Genomic DNA, 12,718 nt, shown 5'->3' on the forward strand with positions numbered 1-12,718 from the left:
GGCCGTTGCGGCTCTGCGGTGGGGGCTGAGTCGGCCGTTCGGGTGGGGTGGCGGGCCGGCGGCACCGACCGCCGAAGGCCACTCGACCAGAGGAGTTCCAGATGGGTGTCACACGCAGGGTCTTCCTACGAACCGCGATCGCGGCCACCGCGGTGGGAACCGTGGGAGCCACCGGGACCGCACTCGCCCCCACCGCGTCGGCGGCCGGCTCGCCCGGTGACGTGGTCGGCAGGATCAGCGTCGGCTACCAGGGCTGGTTCGCCTGCGCCGGCGACGGCGCCCCCATCAACGGCTGGTGGCACTGGAGCCAGGACTGGGGCCGGTCGCCGTCCCCGTCCAACACCGCCGTCAAGTGCTGGCCGGACGTCCGCGAGTTCACCAACGCGTACCAGACCTCGTACGCCGCCCTCGGCAACGGCCGGCCCGCCACACTGTTCTCGTCGTACGACCAGCAGACGGTGAACACCCACTTCCTGTGGATGCAGCAGAACGGCATCGACACCGCCGCCCTGCAACGCTTCAACCCCACCGGCGGCGAAGGCCCCACCCGCGACGCCATGGCGACCAAGGTACGCAGCGCCGCCGAGTCGTACGGCCGGAAGTTCTACATCATGTACGACGTCACCGGCTGGACGAACATGCAGTCCGAGATCAAGACGGACTGGACGAACAAGATGTCCGCGCACACCGCGAGTCCGGCCTACGCGAAGCAGAACGGCAGGCCGGTCGTCTGCGTCTGGGGCTTCGGCTTCAACGACGACAACCACCCCTTCACCGCCGACGCCTGCCTCGACGTCATCAACTGGTTCAAGGGCCAGGGCTGTTACGTCATCGGTGGCGTCCCCCGCGAATGGCGGACGGGCACCGGGGGATCACGGGCCGGCTACCTGGGCGTGTACCACGCCTTCGACATGATCTCGCCGTGGATGGTCGGCGCCATCGGCAACGTGACGGAAGCCGACAACGCCTACAACACCTACACGCTCGGCGACCAGGCGGACTGCAACGCCAACGGCATCGACTACCAGCCCTGCGTCCTGCCCGGCGACGTCTCCGCCCGGCAGCGCGTACACGGCGACTTCATGTGGCGGCAGTTCTACAACATGGTGCGGGCCGGGGTGCAGGGCATCTACATCTCGATGTTCGACGAGTACAACGAGGGCAACCAGATCGCCAAGACCGCCGAGACCCAGGCATGGGTGCCCGCCAACTCCGGATTCCTCGCCCTCGACGAAGACGGCACCGCCTGCTCCTCCGACTACTACCTGCGCCTGACCGGCGACGGCGGCCGCATGCTCAAGGGCCAGATCCCGCTGACGCCTACGCGTCCCACCCAGCCCACCGTCCCCACCGGCGGTGACACCACACCGCCCGCCGCGCCGGGCGCCCTGACCGTCACCGGGCACACCAGCGACTCCGTCTCGCTGGCCTGGAAGACGTCGACCGACAACGTCGGCGTGACCGGCTACCGCGTCCTGCGGGTGTCCGGCTCGACCAGCACACAGGTGGGCGCCACCGGCGCCGCCTCGTTCACCGTCACCGGACTCGGCGCGTCCACCGCGTACACCTTCGACGTCGTCGCCCTCGACGCGGCGGGAAACGTGTCGCAGCCCTCCAACCAGGTCACCGTCACCACCGACCCCCCTTCCAGCACCAGCAACCTCGCCCTGCACCGCCCCACCTCGGAGAGCAGCCACACCCAGACGTACGCCTCGGGCAACACGACCGACGGCGACACCAACACCTACTGGGAGTCCGCCAACAACGCCTTCCCGCAGTGGGTCCAGGTCGATCTGGGCGCCACGGCCGGCGTCAGACGGATCGTCCTCCGCCTCCCCCCGGCCACCGCCTGGGCCACCCGTACCCAGACCATCTCCGTCCAGGCCGGCACGGACGGCACCACCTTCACCCAACTCCTCGCCCCGGCGGGCTACACCTTCGACCCGACGACCGGCAACACCGCGACCCTCACCCTCCCCTCCACCGTCACCACCCGCTACGTACGCCTCACCTTCACCGCCAACAACGGCTGGCCGGCCGGACAGGTCTCGGAGTTGCAGGTCTTCGGCGTCTGACGAACGCAGGGCCTGGGCCCAGGTCCGGCCCCGGAGCGCTCAGCCCCGTTCGACGCTGACGCTCACCCTGCTGCCCGGAGCGGCCAGGACCCGGGCCCGGCCGGGGGACGGGCGCAGGACGCGGGCGCTGCCGTCGGCCGTGATCCGCCAGGTGCCCGGCGGCAGGGACAGGATGGACACCCGGGAGCCGTGGCCGGCCGCGCGGTAGGTCAGCCGGTACACGCCGGACCCGGGATCGTACGACGCGGAGCGCACCGTTCCCGCCACGCTCTCCGCGTACGGCTCGGCGGTCAGCTCCTTGTTGGGGCGGAAGGCGCCGTCGGCGTCGGCGGCGCAGTATCCGCCGCCGTAGCACCACACATAACCGGCCCAGCCGGACGTGTAGCGGCCCAGGGAGGCCATCGCGTCCCGGTAGAAGCGGTTCATGTGGGGCAGGGAGCTGTCCGGCGACCCCCACTCGCCGACCACGACCGGGACCCCGTACCGCTTCGGGTACGCGGTGACGGCCCGCTCATACGCCTCGATCCAGCCGGCCCCGGGATCGTAGTCGGCGCCCGCCTCCATGGCGGTGTCGTAGAAGTGCGGCGCGTACACGACCCGGGGGTCGTCGACGCGGCCGAGGCCGGTCGGCACGCCCTCGCCCACGATCGGGGTGGGCTCGACGAACAGCCAGGCGTCCCGGTCGGCCGAACGGACGCCGTCGGCCAGGCGGTTGTACATCGGGGTGAGCTGGTCCCGTTCGATCCGGCGGGCGGCGGTCGCCAGATCCTCGCCGGGGCGCGACTCGCCCATGGGCTCGTTGACGAGGTCGTAGCCGAGCACGGCCGGGTGGTGGGCGAAACGGGCGGCGAGCGTCCGCCACATCGCCGCCTGGGCGCGGCGGAGGTCGGCGTCCTCGTAGAGGTGGGTGAAGGCGCGCTGCACGGCGGGCTCGAAGTACTCGGCGAACCAGTCGTCGGGATGCGCGGTGAAGGGCAGTCCGTCGGTCCTGGTCGCCCACTCGGGTATCCCGCGGTGGCCGAAGGCGGGGCCGAAGACGTCCTGGTGGGCGTCGATCACCACCTTCACGTCGTAGCGCTCGGCCCAGTCCAGGACGCGCTCGATCTGCCGCAGGTAACGGCGGCTGTAGTGACCGGGGGCCGGTTCCAGGTCGTCCCAGAAGACCAGCAGGCGGGCGAAGTCGAAGCCCTTGGCCCGCATGTCGCGCAGATGGCGTTCGGTGATGCCGGTGAGGGCTTCCTCGCCGCGGTGTTCCTTGTCCTCGATGTTCCAGCCGTGCAGGGTGAGGACGCGCCCGTGCCGGTCGGTGAGCCGGGGCACGTCCTGTCCGGTCCCCTCGGCGTGGGCGGTGGCGGGGGAAAGCAGCGCGGCGACGACCGCGCTCGCCGTCAGAATCGCTCGCAGCACAGTGAACCTCCGGGCCGGCGGTGTGCGTGGTGCCGCGCATCCCATCAGCAGCCGGGTCAGTTCTCAAGTGCCTTGACTTCGCGTGCACTTCAGCATGAAGACTCCCGTGCCGTCAGCCACGCAGGGGAGGAACCAGCATGAAGTACCGCACGATCGGCACCGATCCCGCCACCCGCCGCGAGGTGAGCGTGCTCGCGCTCGGCGCGATGCTGTTCGGGTCGCGTACCGACGAGAAGACCTCCTTCGCCGTCCTCGACCGTTATGTCGAGGCCGGCGGGAACTTCGTCGACACCTCCGACAACTACGCCTTCTGGGAGGACGGAAGCCAGGGCGGCCACAGCGAGGAACTGCTCGGACGGTGGCGGCGCAGCCGGGGCATCGGCGACGAGGTGCTCATCGCCACCAAGCTCGGCGCCCGCCCGCTCGCCCCCGGCACCGGCTACACCGACAACGCCGAGGGCTTGTCCGCGAAGGCCGTCCGGGAGGCGGCCGACCGCAGCCGGGAGCGGCTCGGCGTGGACCGGCTCGACCTGCTGTACGCGCACATCGAGGACGCCGCCGTGCCGCTCCGGGAGACCGTCGAGGCCTTCGCCGCGCTCGTCGCCGAGGGCGCGGTGGGTCTGCTGGGCGTCAGCAACCACGCGGTGTGGCGGGTGGAGCGGGCCCGCGCCCTCGCGGCGGCCGCCGGCCTGCCCGGCTACGACGTCCTGCAGTACCAGCACAGTTACCTGCGCCCGCGCACCGACCTGCCCGACGAGCTGTTCCCGGACGGCAGCCTCGGCGGCGCGGACGCCCAGCTCCGCAGCTACCTCCGCGCGGAGCCCGGGCTGACCCTGGTCGCCTATTCACCGCTGCTGGCCGGCGCCTACACCCGCGCCGACAAGCCGCTGCCGCCGGACTACGACCACCCCGGCACCCCGGCCCGGCTGGCGGTGCTGCGCGAGGTGGCCCGGGAGGCCGGGGCGACCCTCAACCAGACCGTCCTCGCCTGGCAACTGGGCGGCGAACTGCCCGTCATACCGCTCGCCGGTGCCTCCTCGGTGGCCCAGCTCGACGAGAACCTCGCCGCCGTCGACCTGGAACTCACCGAGGAACAGCGGGCCCGGCTGGACGCGGCCCACTGATCGCGCGGCACCCGCACGGCGGCGGTGCGGGCGCCTCAGCCCTTGTTGGAGCCCAGCGTCAGGCCGCTGACGAACTGGCGCTGGAGCGCGAAGTAGACGACCAGGGTCGGGATCGCGGTCAGCAGGGAGCCCGCGGCGACCAGGTTGGGGTCGGTGAAGTACTGGCCGGAGAGGTTGTTCAGGGCCGACGTGATCGGCATGTTCTCGCCGGTGGAGATCAGCACCAGCGCCCAGAAGAAGTCGTTGTAGATCCAGATCGACAGCAGGGTCGCCAGGGCCGCCATCGCCGGCTTGCACAGCGGCAGCGTGATCTGCCAGTACAGCCGCCACACCGAGGCTCCGTCGACCAGCGCGGCCTCGGTCAGCTCGTGCGGCAGCGAGCGCATGTAGTTGCTCAGCACGAACGCGCAGAAGCCGGACTGGAACGCCACGTGGATGAGGACGAGGCCCAGCGCGGAGTCGTAGAGCTTGCCGCTCGCGGTGATGCCCGGCAGGTCCGTGAGCAGGTACAGCCGGTACAGCGGGGTGATGATGACCTGCTGCGGGAGCAGGTTGCCGGCCGTGAACACCAGCAGCAGCGCGAGGTTGAGGCGGAAGTCGAAGCGGCTGACGTAGAAGGCGACACAGGAGGACAGGAACAGCGTCAGCAGGACGGCCGGGACCGCGATCACCAGCGTGTTGCCGAAGTAGTGCAGCATGTCCGACTGCTGGAAGGCGTTCTTGAAGTTGTCGAGGTCCAGCGTGTCCGGCCAGGAGACGTAGCCCTTGGCGCTGGTCTCGCCGTACGGGCGCAGGGCCGAGAAGACCGCCCAGAGCAGGGGCGCCAGCCAGGCCAGGGCGGTGCCCGCGAGGAAGACGTGCAGCAGGACGCGGGCGGGGCGGACCGGGGCGCGCCGCCTCAGCGGGAGAGTGGTGCCGCTCATGCGCGCCGCTCCTTCCGGAAGGTGGCGATCAGATAGGGGATGATCACCGCGAGGGAGATCACCAGCAGGACCACGGCGATGGCGGAGCCGTATCCGATGCGGCTGGACTCGCCGATGATGTTGTTGGTGACCAGGATCGACAGCAGCTCCGTTCCCTGGGCACCCTTGTTGAAGACGAAGACCAGGTCGAAGGCGCGCAGTGCCTCGATGATGGTGACGACGAGGACCACCGTGTTGGTGGGGCGCAGGGTCGGGAAGACGACGTGCCGGAACGTCTGCCACTCGTTGGCGCCGTCCAGCGCGGACGCCTCCTTCAGTGACGGGTCGACGCTCTTCAGACCGGCCAGGTACAGGATCATCATGTAGCCGGTGTGCCGCCAGGACGCGGCGACGAGGACGGCCCACAGGTTGAGGTCGGGGTCGCCGATCCAGTCGATGTAGTGGCCGGGCTCGTTGGCACCGATGATGCTGTTGATCAGGCCCGTGTCCGGGTTGTAGACCAGCTGCCAGACGAAGCCGATGCACGCCATCGAGATGACGACGGGCAGGAAGAACGCGGTCTGGTAGACCCGCGTGAACCGGATCCGTTTGTCCAGCTGCACGGCGAGGAACAGGCCGAACGGCGTCGGGACCAGGATCAGCGCGACGAACCAGATGATGTTGTGCTGGACGGCCGGCCAGAACTGCGGGTTGTCGCTGAACAGCTGCCGGAAGTTGTCCAGGCCGACCCACTTGATGGAGTCGAATCCGATGCCGTCCCAGGTGGTGAAGGCGAGGGCGATCGAGGCGATGGCGGTGACCCAGACCAGGATCACGTGCAGGACCGTGGGCACGCCTGCCATGACGGCGAGCGTGAACCGGTCACGGCGGGTCAGCAGGCGGCGGTGGCCGTGTGTGACCCGCTTCTTCCCGGGCGCGGCCCCCGGAGCCGGCGCGGCTGCGGCCGCCGGGGTCTTCGTCGTCGTGTCGGTGGTCATCGGGTCGCTCACGAGGACGCGAAGATCGTCTTCTTCTGGCGCTCGACCGAGGACAACAGGCTGTCCACGCCCTTGGGGTTCTGGAGGAACTTCTGCAGGCCGGGCTGCATCACCGTGGAGGTGAAGTCGGGGCGGCTGTCACGGTCCATGAACTGGGTGAGGCTCTTGGCGCCGCCGATCATCTCGAACGCCTTCTTCTGGAGTGCGGAGTACGCGGAGGTGTCGGCCTTGGCGGAGGCGGCCACCACGCTCGGGTCGCCCTTGAGGTACAGCTCCTCGGCCGCCGGACTGCCGAGGTACTCCAGGAGCTTGACGACGCCCGCGTGGTTCTTCGGGGACCTGCTGACCATGAAACCGTCGGTCGGCGCCTCGACCGTGTCCTGGCCGTAGGCGGAGTTGATCTCCGGGAAGGCGAAGAAGTCCAGGTCGTCCAGGTCGGCCTTGTCGGTGAACTGCTGTGCCACGAAGGAGCCCAGGAGGTACATGCCGGCCTTCTTCGACACCAGGGTCTGTGCGGCGTCCTGCCAGGTGCGGCCCATGAAGCCGTCCTGGTGGTAGGGGAGTATCTCGGCCCAGTGGTCGAAGACGTCCTTCACCTTGGCGTCGGTCCAGGACGCCTTGCCCGCCATCAGCTGGACGTGGAAGTCGTATCCGTTGAGGCGGAAGTTGATCTGGTCGAAGGTGCCCATCGCGGGCCAGGCGTCCTTGTCGCCGAAGGCGAGGGGCACCAGGCCGTCCTTCTTCATCCGCTTCAGCAGGGCGACGAAGTCGTCCCAGGTGGCGGGGATGTCGTAACCGTGCTGCTGGAAGACGCTTCTGCGGTAGAAGACCGCCCACGGATATGTGGTAAGCGGCACGAAGTAGTACTTGCCGTCCTCGCCCTTGCTGAGCTTCTTCATCGCCTCGGGGAAGGCGTCCCCGATCTTCGCCCAGACGTCGTCGATCGGCGTGGCCAGTTTCTTCGCCGCGAAGAACTGCATGCGGTAGCCGGCGAACCAGTGGAACACATCGTCCGGAGTGCCCTGGAGATAGGAGTTGATCTGTTCCTGGAAGGTGTTGTGGTCCTTGGTGTTCACGTCGACGGTGAGGCCGGACCGCTTCTTGAAGTCCGCGTAGACGCTCTCGAACGCCTTCTTCGGCACCGCGTCGGAGGCGTTGGAGCCGACGGTGACGGTCTTCGGGTCGGCGCCGGAACCGCTGCCTCCGCAGGCGGACAGCAGGGGTATGCCGGCCCCGGTGAGCAGAGCGGCACCGCCCGCTCCACGCAGCAGGGAGCGCCGGCTGGGGTCCGGGACGGAAAGGCGGGACGGGGAGAGGCGCATGGCGGCTCCTGAGGAATACAGGGTTCGGCCAAGGGGATGAGTTGATCACCGAAAGGTCCTCGAAACCGCTCAGAAACCAACTCGACCGAACATCGTGGGCGTTATAACAGCCCCATCTCCGCTCATGAGTCAATAGCTCCGGTCGCACTCGGGGGTCTCTTGCCCGAAACGTAATCGTCATCGCCACCTGCGTAGTTGGGGCAGTCGGCGGGAGCCGAGGGCAGGGCCGGGCGCCTGGTGGACCCCCTGCCGAAACTCCACCAGCCGTCCGGTGTGGCCGTACGCGGCGCAACCGGTGCCGTTCGCCGCGGGGTGCGGTGTACTGGGCTCATGGCTCCCAGGTGCGGGGCCGGGCGGGTGAGGTGTCCATGGTTTGTACTTACATTCGGACCACCATGTGAAATGATGTCTTAACAAAGTATTGACAGTGGGCCCGGCAGAGGCTTGTATCCCGTCCCAACGCATCCGCGTCCCTTGCCCCGTCGCACGCACAGTGAGGTGCAGGAAAGATGGACCGCTCTTGTCGCCCCCGCTCCCGCGGAACGGCCCCCCTCGTGGCCGTGGCCGCCGCGGCAGCCCTCACCCTGGCCGGCTGCTCCAGCAGTCACGGCGGCAAGAAGGCGGAGGAGGAAGCGGCGAACGCCGCCGCGGGCAAGGCCGACACCCCCCGCATGACCGTCGCGCTGGTGACCCACCAGGCGCCCGGCGACACCTTCTGGGACACCGTCCGCAAGGGCGCGGAGGCCGCGGCGGCCAAGGACAACGTCAAGCTGGTCTACTCCGCCGACCCGAACGCGGGCAACCAGGCCAACCTGGTGCAGAACGCGATCGACCAGAAGGTGGACGGCATCGCGGTCACCCTGGCCAAGCCGGACGCCATGAAGAACGTGCTCGGCAAGGCGGAGCGGGCCGGCATACCGGTGGTAGGCCTCAACTCCGGCCTCAGCGACTGGAAGAAGCTCGGCCTGCTGGAGTTCTTCGGACAGGACGAGAGCGTGGCGGGCGAGGCGCTGGGCAAGAAGCTGAACGCCACCGGAGCCAAGAAGATCGCCTGTGTCATCCAGGAACAGGGCAACGTGGGACTGACCCAGCGCTGCGACGGGGTGAAGAGGACGTTCGAGGGCGACACGCAGACGCTGTACGTGAACGGCACCGACATGCCGTCCGTGCGGTCGACGATCACGGCCAAGCTGAAGCAGGACAGCGCCATCGACACCGTCGTGACCCTCGGCGCCCCGTTCGCCCTCACGGCGGTCCAGTCCGTGGAGGACGCGGGCAGCAAGGCGAAGGTGGCCACCTTCGACCTCAACAAGGAAATGGTCAAGGCGGTGCAGAGCGGCTCCATCGAGTTCGCCGTCGACCAGCAGCCCTATCTGCAGGGCTATCTGGCGGTCGACTCGCTGTGGCTCTACAAGAACAACGGCAACTACAGCGGCGGCGGCGAGCAGCCCGTGCTCACCGGCCCGGCCTTCGTCGACAAGGCCAACGTCGACAAGGTCGCCGAGTACGCCGCGAAGGGCACCCGGTGATGAGCATGCCCCAGCAGGCCCAGCCGGCGGTCGACAGGCCGCCGGCGTCCGGCCCGAAGCAGACCGACGGCCGTACCGCCCGCCGCCCGCTGCCCCTGCGGCTGCTGGCGAGGCCCGAGGTGGGTGTCTTCCTCGGTGCGGTGGCCGTCCTGGTGTTCTTCCTGATCACGGCGCCGCCGGTGCGTGACGGCAGCTCGATGGCGAACATCCTGTACCAGTCGTCGACGATCGGGATCATGGCGCTGCCGGTGGCCCTGCTGATGATCGGCGGGGAGTTCGACCTGTCCTCCGGCGTCGCGGTGATCTCCTCGGCGCTCACCGCGAGCATGCTCAGCTACCAGCTGACCCTGAACGTGTGGAGCGGGGTGGTCGTCGCCCTGGTCGTGTCCCTCGCGATCGGCGCGTTCAACGGCTGGATGGTGGTCCGGACCGGCCTGCCCAGCTTCCTGGTCACCCTCGGCACCTTCCTGATCCTGCAGGGCGCCAACCTCGCCGTGACCAAGCTGGTCACCGGCAACGTCGCCACCGACGACATCAGCGACATGGACGGCTTCGCCCAGGCCAGGAAGGTCTTCGCCTCCTCCTTCGACGTGGGCGGGATCCAGGTGAAGATCACCGTGATCTGGTGGCTGGTCTTCGCCGCCCTGGCCACGTGGGTGCTGCTGCGCACCAAGTACGGCAACTGGATCTTCGCCGTCGGCGGCGACAAGGACAGCGCCCGCGCCGTCGGCGTCCCGGTGACCTTCACCAAGATCTCCCTGTTCATGCTGGTCGGGTTCGGCGCCTGGTTCGTCGGCATGCACAACCTCTTCTCGTTCAACACCGTGCAGTCCGGCGAGGGCGTGGGGCAGGAACTGATCTACATCGCGGCGGCCGTCATCGGCGGCTGTCTGCTCACCGGCGGCTACGGCTCCGCCATCGGCCCGGTCTTCGGCGCGTTCATGTTCGGCATGGTGCAGCAGGGCATCGTCTACGCCGGCTGGAACCCCGACTGGTTCAAGGCGTTCCTCGGAGTGATGCTCCTCGGCGCCGTCCTGATCAATCTGTGGGTCAGCCGCGCGGCGACCCGGAGGTGACCCATGACTGACAGCACAGCCGGAACCCACGGCGCCGTCCTGAAGGACACACCCGCCCAGGACGGCCCCCTGGTCGAACTGCGCGGCGCCGGCAAGTCCTACGGCAACGTCCGCGCCCTGCACGGCGTCGATCTCCGGGTCCGCACCGGCCGGGTCACCTGCGTGCTCGGCGACAACGGTGCCGGCAAGTCCACCCTGATCAAGATCATCTCGGGGCTGCACCAGCACACCGAGGGCGAGTTCCTCGTCGACGGACAGCCGGTACGCTTCTCCACCCCGCGCGAGGCCCTCGCCCGCGGAATCGCCACCGTCTACCAGGACCTCGCCACCGTCCCGCTGATGCCGGTGTGGCGCAACTTCTTCCTGGGCTCGGAGATGACCCGGGGGCCCTGGCCCGTCCGCCGCCTCGACATCGCCCGGATGAAGGCCACCGCCGACCGGGAACTGCGCAACATGGGCATCGTCCTGGACGACCTGGAACAGCCCATCGGCACCCTCTCCGGCGGCCAGCGCCAGTGCGTGGCCATCGCCCGGGCCGTCTACTTCGGCGCCCGCGTCCTCATTCTGGACGAGCCGACCGCCGCCCTCGGCGTCAAACAGTCCGGCGTGGTGCTGAAGTACATCGCCGCCGCCCGCGACCGCGGTCTGGGCGTCATCTTCATCACCCACAACCCCCACCACGCCTACATGGTCGGCGACCACTTCAGCGTCCTGCGCCTGGGCACCCTCGAACTGTCCGCGGAGCGCGGCGAGATCGGCCTGGAGGAGCTGACGAACCACATGGCCGGCGGCACCGAACTCGCGGCCCTCAAGCACGAACTGGCCCAGGTCCGCGGCGTGGACGTGGAAGAACTGCCCGGGGAGGGCGACCTCACCGCACCCGCGGCGACTCCCCAGGAAGGAACACCCTGACATGGCGCACCCCTCCCCGCTCGACCGCATCCGGGTCGGCTCCGCCCCCGACTCCTGGGGCGTCTGGTTCCCCGACGACCCGCGCCAGGTGCCCTGGGACCGCTTCCTCGACGAGGTCGCCGAGGCCGGCTACGACTGGATCGAACTGGGCCCGTACGGCTACCTGCCCACCGACCCGGCACGGCTGGCCGACGAGGTGGCCCGGCGCGGCCTGAAGGTCTCGGCGGGCACGGTCTTCACCGGCATGCACCGCGGCCCCGCCGTCTGGGAGGAGACCTGGGCCCACGTCGGCCAGGTCGCCGCGCTCACCCGGGCGATGGGCGCCCGGCACCTCGTGGTGATCCCCTCCTTCTGGCGGGACGACAAGACCGCCGAGATCCTGGAGCCGCCCGAGCTGACCACCGAGCAGTGGGCCCACCTGACCAAGGGCATGGAACGGCTCGGCCACGAGGTCAGGGAGACCTACGGTCTGGACATCGTCGTGCACCCGCACGCCGACACCCACATCGACACCGAGGACCACGTCGAACGCTTCCTGGACTCGACCGACGCCGAGCTGGTCAACCTCTGCCTGGACACCGGGCACTACGCCTACTGCGGCGGCGACAGCGTCAAGCTGATCGAGACCTACGGCGAGCGCATCGGGTACCTGCACCTGAAGCAGGTGGACCCGGAGATCCTCGCCGGGGTCGTCGCGGGCGGAGTGCCGTTCGGGCCGGCGGTGCAGCGCGGGGTGATGTGCGAACCCCCCGCCGGTGTACCGGAACTGGAACCGGTGCTCCAGGCGGCACAGCAGCTCGGAGTGGAGCTGTTCGCGATCGTCGAGCAGGACATGTACCCGTGCGAGCCGGACAGGCCGCTGCCGGTCGCCGTGCGCACCCGGCGCTTCCTGCGGTCCTGCGGGGCCTGAGAAAGCCGACGTGGGAGGGCGTGTGCCGGATCCTTCGGTACCCCTACGGATTCGGCCACGGCAGGGCCGGGAACCAACGGGGGGCCGCGGGCGTTCTCACCGACAACGGGGCAACGCCCGCGCGGACGGGAGGACGACATGGCACACCGCACGGAACTCCACGAGACGCCCGGTGAAGCCGCCGACGCGGCAGCCGCCCGGCGTCACGAGCGCTTCAGCCATCTGCCCGAGCGGATACATCCGCAGGACACGGTGGAGACGAGGCCGGCGACCCTGCCGGACCCGGCGCGGGACACGTACAACGCGGACGAGTGGCTGATCCGCTACTGCGGTTGACGACCGGCGGCCGCGCCACCGCGGTCGGCCGGGCAGGGTGACGGCGCCCCCGGACCCGGGGCCGGGCCCGGGCCCCCGGCCACCCGACCCCCGCAAGGGACAGCCTCGGGGGGGGGCAGAGGGGTGT

The 12,718-nt window shown here is 69.4% G+C and carries 11 protein-coding genes; 7 read left to right on the forward strand and 4 right to left on the reverse strand.

The window, feature by feature from the left end; all coding sequences use genetic code 11:
• Positions 1-101: 101 nt before the first annotated feature.
• On the forward strand, positions 102-2,075 hold the full coding sequence (locus AB0B40_RS36965; RefSeq protein WP_362267968.1) for a discoidin domain-containing protein: 1,974 nt from the start codon (positions 102-104) through the stop codon (positions 2,073-2,075).
• Positions 2,076-2,114: 39 nt separating this feature from the next.
• Here the strand turns inward: AB0B40_RS36965 and AB0B40_RS36970 are convergent, their stop codons facing one another.
• A complete protein-coding gene (locus tag AB0B40_RS36970; RefSeq protein ID WP_345054060.1) occupies positions 2,115-3,482 on the reverse strand; it encodes a cellulase family glycosylhydrolase in 1,368 nt (455 codons plus the stop codon).
• 137 nt (positions 3,483-3,619) lie between these two features.
• Between AB0B40_RS36970 and AB0B40_RS36975 the strand changes: the two genes are divergently transcribed.
• On the forward strand, positions 3,620-4,606 hold the full coding sequence (locus tag AB0B40_RS36975) for an aldo/keto reductase (protein WP_345054058.1): 987 nt from the start codon (positions 3,620-3,622) through the stop codon (positions 4,604-4,606).
• 35 nt (positions 4,607-4,641) lie between these two features.
• On the opposite strand, the gene AB0B40_RS36980 is transcribed toward AB0B40_RS36975, so the two are convergent.
• The 3 genes from AB0B40_RS36980 to AB0B40_RS36990 are packed head-to-tail and all read right to left on the reverse strand — an operon-like array spanning position 4,642 to position 7,828.
• On the reverse strand, positions 4,642-5,529 hold the full coding sequence (locus AB0B40_RS36980; protein ID WP_345054056.1) for a carbohydrate ABC transporter permease: 888 nt from the start codon (positions 5,527-5,529) through the stop codon (positions 4,642-4,644).
• Positions 5,526-6,506, reverse strand: coding sequence for a sugar ABC transporter permease (locus AB0B40_RS36985; RefSeq protein WP_345054054.1), 981 nt, complete (start codon positions 6,504-6,506; stop codon positions 5,526-5,528). The genes AB0B40_RS36980 and AB0B40_RS36985 overlap by 4 nt, the downstream gene beginning before the upstream one ends.
• Before the next feature lie 8 nt (positions 6,507-6,514).
• Positions 6,515-7,828, reverse strand: a complete 1,314-nt coding sequence (locus AB0B40_RS36990) for an ABC transporter substrate-binding protein (RefSeq protein ID WP_345054052.1) — start codon at positions 7,826-7,828, stop codon at positions 6,515-6,517.
• 509 nt (positions 7,829-8,337) lie between these two features.
• Here AB0B40_RS36990 and AB0B40_RS36995 point away from each other — a divergent pair.
• From AB0B40_RS36995 to AB0B40_RS37015, 5 genes are all read left to right on the forward strand, one after another.
• On the forward strand, positions 8,338-9,357 hold the full coding sequence (locus tag AB0B40_RS36995; RefSeq protein ID WP_362267971.1) for a sugar ABC transporter substrate-binding protein: 1,020 nt from the start codon (positions 8,338-8,340) through the stop codon (positions 9,355-9,357).
• On the forward strand, positions 9,357-10,433 hold the full coding sequence (locus tag AB0B40_RS37000; RefSeq protein WP_362267973.1) for an ABC transporter permease: 1,077 nt from the start codon (positions 9,357-9,359) through the stop codon (positions 10,431-10,433). The genes AB0B40_RS36995 and AB0B40_RS37000 overlap by 1 nt, the downstream gene beginning before the upstream one ends.
• Positions 10,434-10,436: 3 nt before the next feature.
• Positions 10,437-11,345, forward strand: coding sequence for an ATP-binding cassette domain-containing protein (locus tag AB0B40_RS37005; protein WP_345054046.1), 909 nt, complete (start codon positions 10,437-10,439; stop codon positions 11,343-11,345).
• 1 nt (position 11,346) lies between these two features.
• Positions 11,347-12,255 carry a sugar phosphate isomerase/epimerase gene (locus tag AB0B40_RS37010; RefSeq protein ID WP_345054043.1) on the forward strand — a complete coding sequence of 303 codons (909 nt, stop codon included), beginning with the start codon at positions 11,347-11,349 and terminating at the stop codon, positions 12,253-12,255.
• A 138-nt stretch (positions 12,256-12,393) separates the two neighbouring features.
• On the forward strand, positions 12,394-12,591 hold the full coding sequence (locus AB0B40_RS37015) for a hypothetical protein (protein ID WP_345054041.1): 198 nt from the start codon (positions 12,394-12,396) through the stop codon (positions 12,589-12,591).
• Positions 12,592-12,718: the final 127 nt, after the last annotated feature.

It is taken from the genome of Streptomyces sp. NPDC042638 (assembly GCF_040647235.1).
Lineage (GTDB): Bacteria > Actinomycetota > Actinomycetes > Streptomycetales > Streptomycetaceae > Streptomyces > Streptomyces rameus.

What these genes read in the sequence shown, in the direction of transcription:
- AB0B40_RS36975 (WP_345054058.1), top strand. Translation starts at nt 3,620, where the DNA reads ATGAAGTACCGCACGATCGGCACCGATCCCGCCACCCGCCGCGAGGTG.
- AB0B40_RS36995 (WP_362267971.1), top strand. Translation starts at nt 8,338, where the DNA reads ATGGACCGCTCTTGTCGCCCCCGCTCCCGCGGAACGGCCCCCCTCGTG.
- AB0B40_RS36980 (WP_345054056.1), bottom strand. Translation starts at nt 5,529, where the DNA reads ATGAGCGGCACCACTCTCCCGCTGAGGCGGCGCGCCCCGGTCCGCCCC.
- AB0B40_RS37015 (WP_345054041.1), top strand. Translation starts at nt 12,394, where the DNA reads ATGGCACACCGCACGGAACTCCACGAGACGCCCGGTGAAGCCGCCGAC.
- AB0B40_RS36990 (WP_345054052.1), bottom strand. Translation starts at nt 7,828, where the DNA reads ATGCGCCTCTCCCCGTCCCGCCTTTCCGTCCCGGACCCCAGCCGGCGC.
- AB0B40_RS37000 (WP_362267973.1), top strand. Translation starts at nt 9,357, where the DNA reads ATGAGCATGCCCCAGCAGGCCCAGCCGGCGGTCGACAGGCCGCCGGCG.
- AB0B40_RS37010 (WP_345054043.1), top strand. Translation starts at nt 11,347, where the DNA reads ATGGCGCACCCCTCCCCGCTCGACCGCATCCGGGTCGGCTCCGCCCCC.
- AB0B40_RS36985 (WP_345054054.1), bottom strand. Translation starts at nt 6,506, where the DNA reads ATGACCACCGACACGACGACGAAGACCCCGGCGGCCGCAGCCGCGCCG.
- AB0B40_RS37005 (WP_345054046.1), top strand. Translation starts at nt 10,437, where the DNA reads ATGACTGACAGCACAGCCGGAACCCACGGCGCCGTCCTGAAGGACACA.
- AB0B40_RS36965 (WP_362267968.1), top strand. Translation starts at nt 102, where the DNA reads ATGGGTGTCACACGCAGGGTCTTCCTACGAACCGCGATCGCGGCCACC.